General features: G+C 53.8%; 10 protein-coding genes. 8 read left to right on the forward strand and 2 right to left on the reverse strand.

Features of this window, described 5'->3' with window-relative positions; genetic code table 11:
- Positions 1 to 48 precede the first annotated feature (48 nt).
- Both NSS64_RS05695 and NSS64_RS05700 read left to right on the forward strand, forming a co-directional pair.
- Positions 49 to 4,524, forward strand: coding sequence for an Ig-like domain-containing protein (locus NSS64_RS05695; RefSeq protein ID WP_341139488.1), 4,476 nt, complete (start codon positions 49 to 51; stop codon positions 4,522 to 4,524).
- Positions 4,496 to 4,765: an S-layer homology domain-containing protein gene (locus NSS64_RS05700; RefSeq protein ID WP_341139489.1), complete on the forward strand. Its 270-nt coding sequence runs from the start codon at positions 4,496 to 4,498 to the stop codon at positions 4,763 to 4,765. The genes NSS64_RS05695 and NSS64_RS05700 overlap by 29 nt, the downstream gene beginning before the upstream one ends.
- A gap of 159 nt (positions 4,766 to 4,924) precedes the next feature.
- On the opposite strand, the gene NSS64_RS05705 is transcribed toward NSS64_RS05700, so the two are convergent.
- Together NSS64_RS05705 and NSS64_RS05710 are read right to left on the reverse strand one after the other, a co-directional pair.
- Entirely contained in the window at positions 4,925 to 5,773 is an 849-nt protein-coding gene (locus NSS64_RS05705; protein WP_341139490.1) for an ankyrin repeat domain-containing protein, read from the reverse strand.
- A gap of 120 nt (positions 5,774 to 5,893) precedes the next feature.
- Entirely contained in the window at positions 5,894 to 9,613 is a 3,720-nt protein-coding gene (locus NSS64_RS05710; RefSeq protein ID WP_341139491.1) for a glycoside hydrolase family 9 protein, read from the reverse strand.
- A 320-nt stretch (positions 9,614 to 9,933) separates the two neighbouring features.
- On the opposite strand from NSS64_RS05710, the gene NSS64_RS05715 reads away from it, so the two are divergent.
- From NSS64_RS05715 to NSS64_RS05740, 6 genes are all read left to right on the forward strand, one after another.
- Positions 9,934 to 11,301, forward strand: a complete 1,368-nt coding sequence (locus NSS64_RS05715) for a response regulator transcription factor (protein ID WP_341139492.1) — start codon at positions 9,934 to 9,936, stop codon at positions 11,299 to 11,301.
- Between the two features lie 91 nt (positions 11,302 to 11,392).
- Positions 11,393 to 13,063 carry a sensor histidine kinase gene (locus NSS64_RS05720; protein WP_341139493.1) on the forward strand — a complete coding sequence of 557 codons (1,671 nt, stop codon included), beginning with the start codon at positions 11,393 to 11,395 and terminating at the stop codon, positions 13,061 to 13,063.
- Between the two features lie 88 nt (positions 13,064 to 13,151).
- Complete coding sequence (locus NSS64_RS05725) at positions 13,152 to 14,087, forward strand: ABC transporter permease (protein ID WP_216857130.1); 936 nt, start codon at positions 13,152 to 13,154, stop codon at positions 14,085 to 14,087.
- Between the two features lie 16 nt (positions 14,088 to 14,103).
- Complete coding sequence (locus NSS64_RS05730; RefSeq protein ID WP_340939057.1) at positions 14,104 to 15,015, forward strand: carbohydrate ABC transporter permease; 912 nt, start codon at positions 14,104 to 14,106, stop codon at positions 15,013 to 15,015.
- A 74-nt stretch (positions 15,016 to 15,089) separates the two neighbouring features.
- A complete protein-coding gene (locus NSS64_RS05735; protein ID WP_341139494.1) occupies positions 15,090 to 16,670 on the forward strand; it encodes an ABC transporter substrate-binding protein in 1,581 nt (526 codons plus the stop codon).
- Positions 16,671 to 16,757: 87 nt separating this feature from the next.
- Positions 16,758 to 17,861, forward strand: coding sequence for a glycoside hydrolase family 88 protein (locus tag NSS64_RS05740; RefSeq protein ID WP_341139495.1), 1,104 nt, complete (start codon positions 16,758 to 16,760; stop codon positions 17,859 to 17,861).
- Positions 17,862 to 17,869: the final 8 nt, after the last annotated feature.

The raw sequence follows: 17,869 nt of genomic DNA on the forward strand, positions 1-17,869 counted from the left end.
GGAATTGGATTGTGAACATAAAGTTATTCATTCCCAAGGAGGTTGGATATGAGCATCCGGAAATCCCTGTTATCGAAAGTGTTTGTCATTATGATCTCAAGCATCCTGTCAGCTGTAACCTTGATTGGAGACATTGCCCTGCCTGCGGCTAAGGCGGAGGCCGGTATTCCTGAACCAAGTGATCTGGTCGTTATTCATGAGACGGTCAGAGGCGGGTTTACCCACCCCGGGGTGGGAGTGACCAAGTCTGTTCTGGAAAATATGCGCGAGCAGGTGATCGCGGGGCAGGAGCCCTGGGCTTCGTATTATGCAGCCATGACGAAGTCCTCGTATGCTTCCAGAACCGTTACTTCAAACCTGGCCAGCGCAGCAGATCCGGCCAAGCCGAAAAGCGTTGCCGTGAACAGCAAAGGAGCATTCGTTACAGACGGGTTAAGTGCGTATACGCAAGCTCTTATGTATTACATTACCGGAGATGAAGTTTACCGTGCTAATGCGATGGCTATTATACGGATCTGGGAGCAGATGGACCCGGCGCAATATACGTATTTTACAGATTCGCATATCCATATGGGCATTCCGCTGAACCGGATGGTGACCGCAGCGGAGATTCTCCGGTACACCGTTGCCCGGAACGGGGCGCTTAGCTGGACGGAAGCGGATACCGCCAAATTCACGTCCAATCTGGTTGTACCGATGACGGAGACCTTTCTGCACGGCAATAACTATTTCATGAACCAGCATTTGTATCCGCTGCTCGGCGCGATGTCCGGTTATATCTTCACAGACAATACGGACCGGTACAAGGAAGGCGTTGAATGGTTTACGGTTAATAAGACTGCCGTGGATCAGGGCCAGAACGGTGCGATCCGGCAGCTGTTCCGGCTGGTCACAGAAGATGCCGTAACGGGTGAGCAGCTGGAGACACCAAGAGTTCAGCATGTGGAGATGGGAAGGGACCAGGCCCACGGCGCAGGCGATCTTACGAATGTGGAGATTCTTGGACGTTTGCTGGACGCCCAAGGCACGAAGGTTAACCCGGAGGATGGAACGTTGTCCACTGCGGATAATGCTGTAACCGCTTACGCCTTCCTGGGCAACCGGATTCTGAAGGCAGCCGATTACTTCGCCCAATATATGCTGGGCTATGACACACCTTGGACTCCCGTGGTGGCGCGCTACGATGCGGAGGGCAATCCGGTGATTTATAAAGTGCTGTCCGGTGCCTACCGGGGAAGGATTGGAGGCAATGTATACGGCCAGTATTATTACTATAAATACAGCATGGGGCTGGATATGGAGAAGGAAGCTCCGTACTATGCCGAAATGTTCAATAAGCGGACACCGTATTACTGGGAATCTCCCGATGGCGGGGCGGACTACTGGCTGTTCATCCCGAAGGAAGCGGCGTCTGAAGGAGCATCCACACTGCCTGAAGTGTCGCCTAGTACAGATTGGACAGAAATCGAGCAGCGGGCTACCAGTCTGGACTCCAATGCGGCAGTTAAGCATGAAAAAGATATTTCCTACGTGCAGGTTAAGGCTACAGAAGCAGGCAGCCGGATTTCTGTAGTGGCTTCAAGCACAAGCCTCAAAACAGTTGCCCTCCGCATCCGGACGAACGGAACAGCGAGGCTGGAAGTCAACGGATGGACGGAATCAGAGCTCGTACTGCCGGATACGAAGGGCCAGTGGAAATATATAACGCTGACCATGGATCAATATCATGGATTAGGCGATTTGATCTATTTCAAGGTTACGGGTCCCGGAACACTGGTCGACATCGATCATCTGCTGCTGGCGCCGGCAGCCGGATTGACCCCGCCGGTCTTCACTTCCGGACCGGCAGATGTGAATGTATATGCCTATACGGGCTCTGAAGCTGCACTCCAGGTTGATCTGTCTGCCAAAGATGCAGCCGCAGACGATACTGTGACCTATCAGCTGGACCCTAAGCCTGAAGGGGCTGTATTCAAGGAGAGCACGGGTGCTTTCTCATGGAAGCCGGAGCAGCCGGGAGTATATTCCCTGATCTTAAGCGCGGACGATGGAGTCTCGGTAACAGCCAAAGCCGTAACCGTTACTGTAGGGGAGAGCCGGCAGGAGGCGGCAACGGCCGCTGCCGGCAGGTACAATCCGGAAACCAGCTACATCTCCGCGACACTGGCGGAATATATGGCCATGATTGACGATGTGACGAATGCGCTGACAAGCGCAACCGATGAAGAGATGTACCGGAAGCTGGCCGGGCTGAATCTAGCCGCCCAAGGTCTGAAGGAATTGACACCTCTGATGAAAGACGGAAGCATGCGTTATTTTGATACCATAACTTCTTCCACCTTCGGAACAGAGATCGGTAATCTGATCGATAACGCGCCGGATAGCTTTGCCGGATACTATCTGGCCGACAGTCTCGGCTATATTCTGGATTTCGGGGAGAACTTCAAGGTATCCGCCACGGCCTTCGCGCTTCAGGTCAGAACCGGATTCCCTGAGCGGATAGGCGGGGCTGCAGTATATGGCTCGAATGACAAGGAGTCTTGGACCCGGCTTACTCCGGGAGTGACTACCGTATCGGACGCTATGCAGACGCTGGAGGTCGGTGAAGCACAGCGGGAAGGACAGTTCCGTTTCCTGAAGCTTCAGATGATCGAGCCGTCAAGCACGATGTTCGAATTGTCCGAGCTTCGCATCTATGGCCTGCGGCATGAGACCCATAACAAGCTGAAGTCTGTAACGCTCAGATCCCCCCAGAGTACTCAGAACAGAGTAGAAACTGGCAGCAGGGTTGACTTGTCCTTCCAATCTGCCGAACCTATTGAGGGTGTAGAGGTTACCATACAGGGTAGGCAAGCCTCTGTTCACACCACCGACCGGATCAATTGGACGGCTTCTGTAATCATGGACAGCGTTATGCCGGCAGGCAAGATCAAATTCTCTATTAACTATACAACTGCAGGCGGTTTGCCGGCCGCTCCTGCCATATTCACTACAGATAATACAGTGCTCTATTATGTCAATAAATCCAAATATGTGGATGTCACGAAGCTTGCCCGTGTGACTGCTTCAAGTGCCCAATACGGCAGTAATGGTCTGCCCGCTGACAAGGTCGGCTATCTGCTGTTTGATGGTAACACCGCGACCTATGGAGACTTGGTGAGCGGCAACGGAGCTTATTATACGCTAGACTTTGGGCCAGAAGCGTCAATCAGACTCAGCGGCGTTATTCTGCTGCCGAGAACGGGTTATGCCACCCGGATGAACGGCCTGATCATTCAAGGCTCCAATGATGAGTTGAGTTGGAATAATCTTACTCCGTCTGTATCAGGAGCAGCTGACCAGTCCTGGACCTATATAAATGAAGAACAAATCAAGGACAGCGGTGCCTACCGGTATTTAAGAATATACAACGCTGCTTCCTGGAGCGGCAATGTGGCTGAAGTGGAAGTATATGGCGAACATAAAATTCCGGCCGGGGTTCTTGAGTCGAAGGTGAAAGGGCCTGAAGGATACACCCGTCTCAGCTACTACCAGTACAAGCAAGAGGCGGACCGGATTGTGGAAGCTGCCGGAGATCATGGCGCAGATATGCTGGCCTTGCTTAATAAGCTGTTCCAGGCGGAGCGGCTGCTGGTTACGGTGACGGAGCTCCCGGCAGAGAGAATAGCAGTTACTGAGTCGATGGTGCAGGCGTCCCATATCTCGTGGGACGGGAAATTATCCGAAGCTGCCAACGGCTGGAAGGCCTTCGATAGTGACAAGGCTACTTATACTGATACCAAAGCCAATCCGGGCTGGATTGTTGCCGATCTGGGAGCGGGCAATGACAAGGCGTTATCCAGCTTCAAATTCTATCCGAGAAGCACCCAGGCCCATCTCGGCCGGGTCAATGGAGCGATTCTTCAGGGTTCTGAAGATGGAGAGAGCTACACGGATCTATACACCATAAGCGGTATCACCACCGCTGAGTGGCATAGTGCTGTAATTAGCGGCGATCAAGCTTACCGCTATCTGCGTTATTATTCCCCCAGCGGGAACGCCAACGTGGCTGAGCTGGAATTCTATCAGAAGACAGCTGACCGGACGCTGCTGGAGTATCTGAGAGAGCAGGCCGAAGGTGTGCGGCGTGACCTCTACACAGAAGAGAGTCTTATAACTCTGGATACGGCAAAAGCTGCCGCACTGGACCTGGCTGCGGATGCTGCTCAATCGGCTATCGACGCAGCAACCAACGGCTTGCTGACAGCCATGGAGCAATTAGTGGTCCAACCGGCCATTGTCAGTCTGAACAAGGTGGAAGTCACAACAGTTGTGGGAACAGCTCCGGTGCTGCCGTCGGTAGTAGAAGCAGTGTATAGCGATAAGACGGTCAGATCCCTGCCTGTGCTATGGCAGGATATCGACCCGGTTCAATACAGCACCATTAGGAGCTTCACGGTAACCGGAGCGGTCTATGGCACGGATGTGCCAGCAATCGCCAATGTGGCTGTAATTGATGAAGATTCGCCGCAGCATTACCCGTGAAGAAATGGCAGTCATCACCACCCGTATCCTGAAGGCGGCGGGAGACGAACTGCCGAAGAAGCATGAAGCCGTCAAGTTCAGCGACACACCGCTAATCTCGGCTTTTGCCCGGGATGCGGTGAATCTCATGACTGAAGGAGGCTTCATCGAAGGCAGAAGCTCAGGCAGTGTTGCTCCGAAGTCACAGGCCACGCGGGCGGAAGCAGCGGTGCTTGTGGCAAGAGTAATGGGATTGATTTAGGCTGGAAATCACATTCGATGAGAGGCTGCTTCAGGTAAGGAACACAAAGATTAGTTCTACAGATAGCTTCCGCAACAAGAAGAGGACCGGCCCAAATGGCCGGTCCTCTTCTTGTTGTAATACTTTAGAAATACATGTCTACTTTGTGTGGTTAGTAATTTAGCGCTGCGCGGATTCGGCCCCCAGACTTTGCAGCCACTCCAACAGTTCAGCAGCGTTGCTGCGCCTCGCGGCGTCCAGGGGAGTGAGGCCGTCCCACCCGGAGATCCAGTTCAGCTCCGCCCCGCGGCCGAGCAGGTATTCGGCCGCGCTTCGTTGTCCGCCATGGCAGGCACACCAGAAAGCGACGGTCAGCTCGTCCGGGGTGGAAGCAGCACTTGCTCCCCAAGGATAGCGGCGGGAGAGCAACTCACCGGCGAAATGGGCCTCCATCAGCCCAAGCAGGCCCAGGGCAGCCGCATGCCAGAGCGCGGGCTTAGCCCCGCGCTCAACCAGCCGGTGCGCCGCCTTCCACTGGGAGAAAGCCACCGCATCGTCCAGCGGTGTGCCGCCGGCGATCACTGCGCCGGAGGCCTCAATGTCGGCCCCGGCATCGAGCAGGAGGTCCAGTACCTCGACATCATCGCAGCTCGCCGCCCAATGCAGCGGCGTCTCGCTGTGATGCCCGTCGAACCGGGTGTTCAACTCGGCCCCGGCCTCAATCAGCGCGGTTACAACCGCTGCGTTGTTGGGGAAATGCCCCGGCCAGTCGGTGGCAATATGCAGCAGGGTGCGCGATCCTCCGCTGGATGTCCCCCCGCTGCTATCGGCGTGGTCTGTTCCAGCATTGCCTGTCACAGCGTTGCTTGCAACCTCCGCGCCGATTCCGGTAATTCTTGCTGTAGCCAGCCTGGGATTCCCGGCAAGCAGCTGCTTAAGCGAAGATACGTCGCCCGTATGAATCGCTTCAACAACAGAGATCACCAGCGGGTCGTCACTAGCCATCCAGATGATATCCTCATCGCTCATAAGATTAATCCCTCCGGCTCCGTATTATTGACTGTAGTATAACCTCCTTGTGCTTCACATTCAATTACACTACGCCTTCAACTTAACACTCGTTCTGAACGAAGCATCCTGTGGCTGCGGTTATTCACTAACCTCAGGACCACTCTGCACCCCGGTGCTAACCGCATCAGTGAAGGTGTCTGTGGTGTGGAAGTAATAGGAATGCTGGCCCGGGGGCAGCTTGGTCTTGTATTGATAGATTCGGCCGTCTGCATAATTCGTGTCTCCCGGATTTAGAGGCTGCATTTTGCGGACAACGCCGTCCAGGACAAGCTCCATCACAAATGGAGGCTGATTGTCTGCGTCGGTATAGGTTACATTGAAGGTGAACTCGGTCTGTGGAGTGCCTTCTATAAGATCCACACCTCCTGAAGTTAAGGTCGGCACGCTTCCGCTGACTTTATTGGTCGCTTTGATCTCGTCAACCAGCATTTGCCCCGGAGTGACGGTATTCTGCTTCAGCCAGATGGACATCTTCAGCGTCCGTTTATCGATGGCAGGTGTCAGGGCATTGAGATCGAATTGCAGATCACTCCAGTCGGAGGGAACCTCGATCCAGCCGCCGGTCAGATTGTAGGTTCGTTTGCCGTCACTGAGCTCAATCCGGGTCCTGAGATCAGGAGAGGCAGGATTCTTCAGCGTAATATTCAAATATTGATAGCCGCTCAGATCGACCACATCGTTCCAAGGCTGGAACTTGGCCGCAGAATTCACACTGGCCGGTGTCTGGGCGAATTGGCCCGCAGAGCGTCCATCAGCAGTAAGCTTGGTGAACGTTCCCGTGCCGCCATTTTGATTATACCAGTTGACCCAGGTGGTGTTGGCCGCTGAACCGCCCCAGAACCCTGCCCCGCCAAAATCATCATATAACAGCGGAGTGGAAGGGTCCGGCAACGGTGGAGCTACGGTGTAATGAGTGGAGCTATAGGTGTAGCCGCCGGAAGGGTCTTTGGCGCGGACATCGACTCTCCGGTTCGTATAAGGCAAGGATTGGCTCTCATCAATGAGCGCAGCGTAGACAGCGCCGCTCACCGAGGAATATACATTCCCGGAGACGGTCATCGGCTGATACGGCAATCCGGTTGCCGCATATTCCACATCGCTCAGCCCATCCCCCGCCTGGGCAAAAACAGTCACCGCTCCGCGCACCCATTCCCCAATCACCGGAGAGAGGACCGGCAAGGCAGGCGGCACCGCTGCATGATCTGTGCCTGTCCCCGGAGTGGCGCTTAATCCCATGACTGTATAGAGCAGTCCGGCTTGGATGCTAATACTGAATTCGTTGTACCGCCACTGATTGGTATCATCCAGATAGAGGGAACGGTCCTCATACCACGGACTTACACTGCTTTTATTCTTAGGGTCCTTCATATTAGGCCCGCTGACCATCGCTCCCGGAAGGATAATCCCGGTGTCACCCGCAGTATTGGATTCCTCATTGTAGCGGGTATGCGGGAACATCACATGATGGGTGCCGATGCCCGATACCCAGCTGATATTCCACGGATTCTCTCCGAATACCCAGTACATTCCTTTCACCACTGCCTGAAGTGCTGCCGGGTCACCGAATAATTCGTAATACCGCAGCAGGTCCCCCAGATAAGAAGCGTGAGGCTCGTTCACCCCGAAGTTCTTGAACTGGTTCAGGACCCCATACGGGGTATCATCGGTCATGGAGAGGAAGTAATCCGCCTGCCCCTTCAGCAGGCTGTGAATATGGGATTGCGTTGCAGCCTCGGCAACCGGATAGAATTCAGCCATGGACAGCGGGCTCATATCCCAGTAGTTGGTGGAGGAGATGTCTCCCAGAGTCAGCGCGTTAATGGTAGCTGTAGCAGCATTCTTGTACTTGGCTTCGCCGGTCAGCAGGTACAGCTCCACATCTGCCAGCAGCTTGGAATTAGGGATGCCTCCTCTGGTGGAGTAAGATCCGATGGGACCGTCAGGATGGGCAACCACATATTCATAAAAGGTAACCGCCGCGTTCTCGCATTGATTGGCGAAATCCGTCAGCTCCGCAATCTGGGATGCCGCGATATCACCTTCGCTAATCGCAGTACGGATGGCCCGTGCGGTTGCGGCAAGCGTGCCTGCGGACTTGGCGGAGCCGCCGACACTCAGGTCCGTCAGCTTCCGGTCATCGGCGGTGCCGGAGATGTTGTCAGTAGATTTCTCGGGATGAACGAAAGAAGCATTATTCCGCAGATTATACATCTCCCCGCCGAGCTGATCTGCGAACTTAATGAGGTATTCACTGCCGAAGATCGCTTCATCGACCAGATCCGGGATACCATTGCTGTCGTTATCGTACTTCACGCTGTCTTGGTCAGCATACCGTGTATAAGCCAAGGCAATCTCTGCGCCGACCCATTGGTTGCCGCCATATTTGCCGTAATCCCCGGCATCATACCAGCTTCCCGTCAGATCATAATGGGTCAGGCCGTCAGCAGACTGGGCATCATCCAGATGACCTGCGGCATGGTAGAGCTTGGCCGAAGGAGCGACGCTGCTGTAGCCTGCCGGATAAGCGTCACTGGTCGCTACGGAGGCCCGTTGAAGCCGGTAAAAGGCCGTCATTTCATCCTTATATTGATCCCACAGATTCGGAGCGATCTCAAAAGAGTAGGAATATACCTGATTACTCCGCACTCTATACTGGTTCCCTGAGTCAGTGACAGGTGCGAAGCCGATGGAGTAGACATGCTTGTTCCAATGCAGACCCTCATAGGTCATGGTCCCTGAATAGACTACATTAGTCCCGTCCAGTATTTCATAAGTGGCATCTGTGACGGTGGTGTCTGAGATGAGCTTGGCATTCTTGAGATCACCTGCGCTATATCCGGCCTGACTCACGGCAATATCAATTACGGAGGAGGCCTGGACAACACTCAGCGTCTGGACACTGGTAGCGACTTCATCCGAGGTCGTATCGGTAGTGCGGAAATAGTAGGTATGGGACCCGGCCGGAAGCTTCGTCAAGTACCTGTAGCTTTTGCCGTCGGTGTAAGTCTGATCGGCGGGGGCCGTCTCGCGCATGGCATAGGCGGTATCATCAATGATGACTTGGACGGCAAAAGGAGCCTCATTATCCGGGTCGGTATACGTGGCTTCAAAGGTGAAATTGGTGTTCTGGTTGTAGCTGCCGTCCGTATTGGCTGTCATCCCTGCCGGGCTTAGCTGGGGAGCGGACCCGCTGGATGCTGTAGTGAACACAATATCATCGACCAGCATCTCCCCGTAAGTCCCGCCGCCTTGCCGCAGCCAGATTTCCAGCTTCACCTTCTTCTTCTGAATCTTGGGCGACAAGGCATCGAGATCGAACTGCAGATCGGTCCAGGCAGCCGTGGCGGGAACATAGCCTCCGGTCAGATTGTAATTGGTAATCCCGTCGCTGATGACGACACGAATAAGGGACTGGGCATACCCTGCATTGTTCAGCGACAGATTCATATAACGGTAGCCTGAGAGATCGAAGGTCTCGTTCATCGGCTGAAACTTGGCCCAGGAGGAAGAGGAGGCTGGGGTTTGCGTGAATTTTCCTATGGTGCGGGTGCCTTGTGTGGTCTTGGTGAAGGTTCCGCTCCCGCCGCTCTGATTGAACCAGTTGGTCCAGTTCTGCTTGAACACTCCTCCGCCGGCGAAATTATCATACAAGAGAGGGTGAGCGGGACCCGGCAAGGGAGCGACAGCAGCGGCGGCAGGCCGGGGGGACAGAGCAACACTGCATAGAATTAACAACAGACTGAGGCTTACAGATACGAGTTTGTTAAATTTCTGGGGGAATGGACTTCGGATGAACATCGTAGAACCTCCTCATAATGGAATATCGTTAACCCGGCTCTCCTTTCTTTTATATGAAAACGCTTGCAAAAGTAGCATAAAAGAGTTACTATCACTAATCCATGATGAATTACAGGAAATATGTGATCTATACTAGGGGTGTAAAGGGGCTATACCTATGAAACGGGGGACGAATAGAAGATGGCGGCACAACATGCGGAAATAGATCACAGAAAAGCGGAAATAGATCATCTACGCTTATTTATTGCAAGTGTACTGTGGTACACAGAAGAACCTGAAGCTGCCTGGCGATGAATTGGCAATCGAAAGAGGGGGACATCATGTATAAAATTCTCGTTGTGGATGATGAGCCGAGAGTGAGTGCGGGGATCCGGAATTTCCTGCTCACTTCGGAGTTGAACATCACGGAGGTAGAGACGGCCATCAATGGCTTTGAAGCGATTGACTACTTACGGATGGACCATTATGATCTGGTGCTTACCGATATCCAGATGGGCCGGATGAGCGGAATTGAATTAATGGAGAATATCTATATGGAGCAGTGGAATGTTCCGGTGATTGTCATTTCGGCCCATGAGAAGTTTGATTTCGCCAAAAAATCGCTCCGGCTGGGAGCCAAGGATTATCTGGTGAAGCCGGTGGAGCGGACGGAACTGCTGCGGGTAGTCCGCAAAGCGTTAACCCAGAAGGAGCTTCCGGAGAAAAGCACGCAGGCGGAGCACAATCACATTCAGAATCATTCCCGGCGCGAGGAGTGGCTGATGGAGCTGGTTACCGAGCGGAATCTGACGCAGCAGGATATTGAAGAGATCACCGGCGAATTGGGCGGCCTGCTGCAAGGACCCTATTTCGGAGTGATCACCATCCGGATAGATTATAGCCAGGCCGGATTCAGCCGCCAGCAGGTTACGCTGCATGACCGCAAGCTGCTGAAATATGCAGCCCTCAATATTATGAACGAAACGTTGTCCGAATGGGACGGCCTAACCTTTAACGGCTTTGGCCATTCGATCATCAGCATCATCCAGTTATCCGCCGAAGATATGGGGGACCCCCAGGTTAGAGTGCACTCCCAGATCCAGATGATCGGGCAGATGATCGCCATGAACCTGAAGCAGCATTTGAATGCGGAGGCGATTATCGGACTCAGCACACTTGGCGGGGGGATCTCCACGCTTCCCGGACTGCTGGAGGAAGCGGATGCGGCTGCCGGGCGGAGCAGTGTTCATCCCGGGCAAAAGGTGTTCTATTATGGCGACATCGTCATGCAGGAGCATCTTAACAGAGAGCAGCAGCAGACGGATTCGGCGCAGCAACAGCCGCAGGACCCGGCCGCAGACCCGAGTGTCATCTCACGGATTACTAGCTACATCCAGAACCATTACCGGAATCCGGCGCTGAAGATTCAGGATATCTCCGAGGAGGTCCATTTCAGCGCGGCCCATCTGGGTTATATTTTCAAACGCGATATGAAAACCAACCTCTGGGACTATGTGACCGCACTGCGGATGGAAGAGGCCAAGCGCCTTATGATTGCTACCGACAAGAAGCGGTATGAGGTTGCCTATGCGGTAGGGTATGAATCGCCGGAGCACTTCAGCCGGATGTTCAAGCGGGTGCTGGGCCTCACTCCGGCAGAATTCCGCAAAAAGGCCAGAGGAGGGGACCGGGCTGAAGCTGAAACCTAAACTCAAACTCAAGCTCAAACATAAAGTCATCCTCGCCTTCCTGCTCTGCATCGTTCTCCCTTTTATCGTGGTGGGCTGGATTTCAGCTTATGTGGCGCTTCACACCATCAAGGAAGAGGTCGGCAGTACCACCCTGCAGCTGGTGAAGCAGAATCATGTGACCCTGGACAAAACCATATCGGCGATCAATGACCGGACGATCACGCTGCTGGATAATCATTTTTTCAGCAATCCGGCGGGGTACAGCTTCTGGACGGGAATTGATACCCTGAATGAAATCCAGCAGGCCGACAACATTCTGGAGAGCTGGTCTACCGGCGGCACGGAATATGCGATATATATGAAGAACATTGAGCGCAGAGATACACCGTTCGATCTGTCCCATAAGACCAAAGGATTCAAATATCTGGATCAGGTGAACAGCGGATTGCCGGATGTGATGGTCAATCAGATGGATGTCAGCGGGGCAGGGACGCTGCGCGTAATGCCTTCAGCTACGGGCGAGCGAACGGTCTCCTTCATGCGCAGTATTCTGAATCCCCGGAATTATAACGAAGCGATCGGGCTGCTGGTCGTCCATAAGGTTGAGGTGATGCTGACCCGGGATATGGTCTCGGTGGAGCTGCCTGCTGCGGCCGGAGCTTTCTTATTCAATGATAACGGGGAGCTGCTGATGTCCACCGGGTCAGGCAGCATTTCTGCGGCCGAAATTGACAAGAACGTAGAACCGGACGCCGCTTACGGCTATACTTTCGCCGAGGAAGGCGGGGAGGAGTGGCTCTATGCGTATTCGGACAGCTCCAGATTCCACACCCGGTTATTGTACAAAATCCCGCTGGCATCCATAACCGGCAAGCAAGTCTGGTTTCAAAAGCTGCTGGTGCTCATCTCCTTTGTTTTTCTGGCTTTTGTCCTGATGTTTGTTCTCTATCTGGTAAGACTTGTCGTCAAGCCGGTCGTGAAGCTCGTCTCTGTGATGAAAATTTATGAGCCCGGCATTAAGCTGCCGTTGTCCGAGGAGCCGCTCCGGCATGATGAATTCGGCATTTTGCAGGGATCATTTGTGAAAATGACCCGCAGGCTGGACCATTCGATAGAAGAAAACTACGGGATGAAGCTGAAGCAGAAGGAATATGAGCTGCTGATGCTCCAATCCCAGATTACCCCCCATTATCTGTACAACACCCTGGACTCGATCTACTGGTATGCGCTGGATAGCGGAAATATCGAGGTAGGAGAGATGGTCAGGGACTTGTCCATGCTGCTGCGCATCGGACTTAGCCGGGGCCGGACCATGATTACGGCCGGGGAAGAACTGGAGCATGCCCAGGCATATACCCGGCTGCAAACCAAACGTTATCCGGGGACCTTTGAGGTCTGGTGGCACATTGAGGATACCTTGAGGGACTATGAGACGCCCAAGGTCATTATCCAGCCGCTGATCGAGAATGCCATTCTTCACGGCGTACGCGGGATGGATGGAGAAGGAGAGATCCGGGTATCGGCTGTTCAAGCGGAAGGAACGCTCCGCTTCATCGTAGAGGACAACGGGCATCTGCCGGTAGATCTGGAGGAGCTTGCCGCCATTCTGCGGGAAGAGCATAGTGCAAGAGGCTACGGTATCCGCAACGTGCACCAGCGTATCCAGCTCCATTACGGCGAGGCCTACGGATTAACCTATGAGCGAACCGGGGAGGGGTGGACACGGGCGATCATTACCTTGCCGCTGCGCCCGACGAAGACCGAACCTGCCGGTAACTGAGTGATAAAAGATCACATTTTTACGGGAATCCATCATCGAAGCTGTGGCGGGATGGTTCTATAATTAGTCCATGAAAGGAGTAATGGACATGAGTAGAACCACCGGATTCTCAAGATTTATCCATGCCATGTGGAAGTACAAGGCGCTGACACTGATGCTGCTGCCTGCAGTGCTTGTCCTGCTGGCACACAGCTATCTGCCGATGTTCGGCATCTTTATTGCCTTCAAGAATGTGAATTATCTGGACGGGATTTGGGGCAGTCCCTGGGTAGGCTTCGATAATTTCCAGTTCCTGTTCTCCTCGGGGGATATGTGGAGAATTGTAAGAAACACGCTACTGTACAGCTTGACCTTTATGATTATGAACCTGGTGCTGTCGGTATCGATTGCGGTAGCCATCAATGAGATCCGGCGGCGGCTGCTGGCGAAGGTGTACCAGAGCTTCATCATCCTGCCGCACTTCCTGTCCATGGTAGTGGTGAGTTATCTCGTATACGCTTTCCTGCAGCCGGATCACGGCTTCATTAATGCCACAGTGCTTAAGGCCTTCGGGCAAGATCCGGTCTTCTGGTACTCGGAGAAGGAATATTGGCCTTACATCCTGGTGTTTGTCAACGCCTGGAAGCATGCAGGCTTCGGCGCAGTGATCTATATCGCGGCGATTGCCGGAATTGATCCGGAATATTACGAGGCGGCGCTGATTGACGGAGCTTCCAAGTGGAAGCAGATTACGCATATCACGCTCCCTTTTATACGGCCGGTCATCATTATTATGACGATTCTGTCCATGGGCAGCATCTTCAGCTCCGACTTCGGTCTGTTCTTCCAGGTACCAATGAATTCAGGAGCGCTGTATCCGGTAACAGATACCGTTGATACGTATGTCTACCGCGCCCTGATGCAGCTCAATGATATCGGGATGTCCTCGGCGACGGCGCTGGTCCAATCGGTGGTGGGCTTCATTATGGTCATTGCCACCAACAGTATGGTCAGACGGATTGACCGGGAACAGGCATTATTCTAATCAAAGGAGAATCATCATGGCGAATGACACCAGCAGCTCGATCGGCGGAAACTCCGCATTATCAAATGTACTTTTAAATCTGGCCTTTGTGATCCTCTCACTCCTTTGCTTTTTGCCTGTTCTGCTTGTGATCATTGTCTCCTTCACAGACGGGCAGTCCATTCTGACTCAGGGGTACAGCTTCATTCCGAATAAGTGGTCCTTCATTGCCTATGAGTCGATCTTCAAGGACTGGATGACGATTGTGTCGGGATATCGCGTGAGTTTCACCATCACTATTGCAGGTACAGCGCTTAGCGTGCTGCTCATGGCAATGTATGCTTATCCCATCTCGCGTGCGGATTATCCGTTCCGTAATGTGTTTACCTTCTTCTTATTCTTCACGATGTTGTTCAATGGCGGGATGGTCAGCAGATATCTGATCTATACGCAGGCGCTGCATATCAAGGATTCGTATATGGCGCTGATTCTGCCCATGCTGATTGTGCCGTTCAACGTTATTATTATGCGGACCTTCTTCCAGACGACCATTCATCCGGCTGTGATCGAATCGGCCAGAATTGACGGTGCGGGGGAGCTGAGAATCTTCCTGCGGATCGTTCTGCCGCTCTCGTTGCCGGTCCTGGCGACCATGGCCCTGTTCAGTACGATCGGCTATTGGAACGACTGGTTCAATGCGCTGCTGTATATCACCAGCGAGGACAAATATCCGCTGCAGTATTTGATGATGCGTGTCCTCAACGATGTGCAGTATCTGCGCAATAATGTGGAGCTGGCTGCCCAGAATCCCAATATGATGAAGAATCTTCCGAACGAATCCCTGCAGATGGCTATGGCGGTGATCGGGATGGGACCGATTCTGATTGCGTATCCGTTCTTTCAGAAGTATTTTGTCAAAGGGCTGACGGTAGGGGCAGTGAAAGGATAAAGCGCGGTGGAACCGGCATCAGCACAGGCTGCCTGCCGTTCTATATAAAAGCATGATCATACAGGAGGGTTCATATGACAAAGTTAAAAGGGCGCAGAACGCTATTCACGGCGATGGCTCTAATGCTGGCGTTATCCTTGCATGCGTGCTCCGGCGGCAATAACGGGGGTTCTGCCGAACCGGCAGCTTCCAGCGGCGCGGCTGCCACGAATAGCACGAGCAGCGCAGAGCCTGCCGGTGGCGCGGAAGCACTTAAGCCTTACGAGGTCTCGATTATCTACTTCGGGGCGCCGCAGCGGGATGATGCGCTTGTGGAAGCCAAGCTCAGTGAATATTTCAAAGAGAAATTCAATGCCACCGTGGATCTTCAGCCGATTGCCTCCAGCGAATACAAGCAGAAGACGGAGCTGATGCTGAATGCCGGTGAGCCGATGGATCTGGTATTTACCGCCTCATGGCTTAATTTCTTCGGCAATGTGGCCAAGGGCGCGTTCCTCGATCTCGATGATCTGCTGGCCAAATACGGGCAGGGCATTACGGAGAACCTGAATCCGATCTATCTGGAGGCTCCGCGCTACAAAGGCAAATTATACGGCATTCCGACCAACAAAGAGATTACCCAGGGCAAGGCCTACACGTACCGCAAGGATATCATCGACAAGTACAATATCCCGATTGACGACATTAAGACGATGTCGGACTTTGAACCCTGGTTCAAGCTGCTGAAGGAGAAGGAGCCGGAGCTGATTCTGGACTTCATCAAGGAATCGGGCGAAGGCATGATGTATGAGACCCGCTCGAACTTCCGCGCCATCGGACCGACGCCGAACAAGATTCCGTTATTCTTATACGACTATACAAATACGGATAACATCCAGATTAAGTCGGTGGTCGATCCCGAGATTTCCGCGATTGCCAAAGCGGAGTATGAGTTGAACCGCAGCTATTACGAGAAGGGCTATATCAACAGCGATGCTGCGACTACAACGACAGAGATCGGGGATTTACGCAAGCAGGGCAAGATCTGGATGCAGCAGGCGGTCTGGAAGCCGGGCGCGGATATTGAGCTGAAAATCGCCTCGGACAATAAATATGATTTCGTGTCCAAGGTAATTGAAGAGCCTATCGTGACCACGGATCTGGCAGCCGGATCGATGTTCTCCATCTCCCGGACCTCCAAGGACCCGGAGCGGGCGATGATGGTCTTGAATGCGCTGCATACCGATCCGTATGCCGTGAACCTGTTCGTTAACGGGATCGAAGGCACCCATTACAAGAAGATCAGCGAGAACCGGATCGAGCCGATTGCCGATTCCGGGTATGGCACTTCTGCCCTGTTCTGGGTGGTCGGCAATCAGCTGATCAATTATCTGAAGCCGGGCCAGCCGGATGATCTGTATACAAGCTGGAAGCAATTCAATGATGAGGCCAAACGTTCGCCGCTGCTGGGCTTCGTCTTCGATGAATCGCCGGTGAAGAACGAGATTACCCAGCTAACCTCGGTCATTGGTGAATACCGGGCTGCCAGCACAGGGGCGATTCCTGACCCTGCCAAGATGCTTACGGAACGCAATGAGAAATTGAAGAAAGCCGGTATTGAGAAGGTCAAGACCGAACTGCAGACCCAGATTGATGCCTGGAAAGCAGCGCAATAACAGACCATGGAAAGGGTGGCAGGAGGTCCGTTGTTTCCGGACTTCCTGCCCTCTAATTTGTAGACGAGAAAGGAAGACCTAGAGACTATGGAGACTTGGATCAACGAAGCCTGGGACTATGCCCAGGACAAATTAAGCCGCACACGGAGCCGGATCGGCGCCACCTTCCCCAATGCCACCTACGGCGGACAATATGATGCGCGTGACCCGGATTGCTGGACCAACGGATTCTGGCCGGGCATTCTGTGGCTGGCTTACCGGACCACGGGCGATGAGGAATACCGGCGCATTGCCGAGAGCTGCGAGGAGCAATTAGACGCGCCTCTTCAGGAATATGAACAGCTCCATCACGATAACGGATTCCTCTGGAGTCTGTCAGCGGTTGCCGATTACAAGCTCACCGGGAACAGGTTGTCCAGGAGAAGAGGGCTGATCGCTGCCAGCCATTTAGCCAGCCGGTTCAATCTCAAGGGGAACTTCATCCGTGCCTGGCTGCATGAAGGCAGTGAAGGTCTGGCAATCATCGACTGCATGATGAATCTTGGACTGCTGTACTGGGCCAGCGGGGAACTGCAGGACCCCCGGTACCGTCACATCGCCGTCGCCCATTCGGAAATGGCGCTGCGGGAATTCATCCGGGAGGACGGATCGGTGCATCATATCGTCCGGTTCGATCCTGAGACAGGAGAGCGGATCGAAGCGCTGGGCGGACAAGGGTATAGTCCGGATTCTGCCTGGTCGCGCGGATCGGCCTGGGCGATCTACGGATTCGCGATCGGATACCGGTATACGGGTGACATCCGGTTCATGAATGCTGCCAAGGCGGCAGCGGATTTCTTCGCTGCTGCGCTGCCGGAGGATCTGGTGCCGCCCTGGGATTTCCGCGCACCTGCCGATCAGCTATGGGCCAAAGATTCCACGGCTGCTGCCTGCGCGGCCAGCGGAATGCTGGAGATGGCTTATCTGCTGGAGGGTGAAGAAGCCGACCGGTACCGGAAGCTCGGCAGTGCCATCACGGAATCGCTGTTCCGCCATTACGCGCCGGAGGACCCGGCGGAAGAAGCGCTCATTACCAAGGGGACCGGCAGCTTCCCGGCTGGTGCGGAAGTCGAGGTGCCGATCATTTACGGCGACTATTTCTTCCTGGAAGCCTTGCTGAAGCTCAAGGGAGAGCATGAAATCTTTTGGTAGAGGGAATA

Origin of the sequence: Paenibacillus sp. FSL H8-0122 (assembly GCF_038005345.1) — a bacterium.
Lineage (GTDB): Bacteria > Bacillota > Bacilli > Paenibacillales > Paenibacillaceae > Paenibacillus_AQ.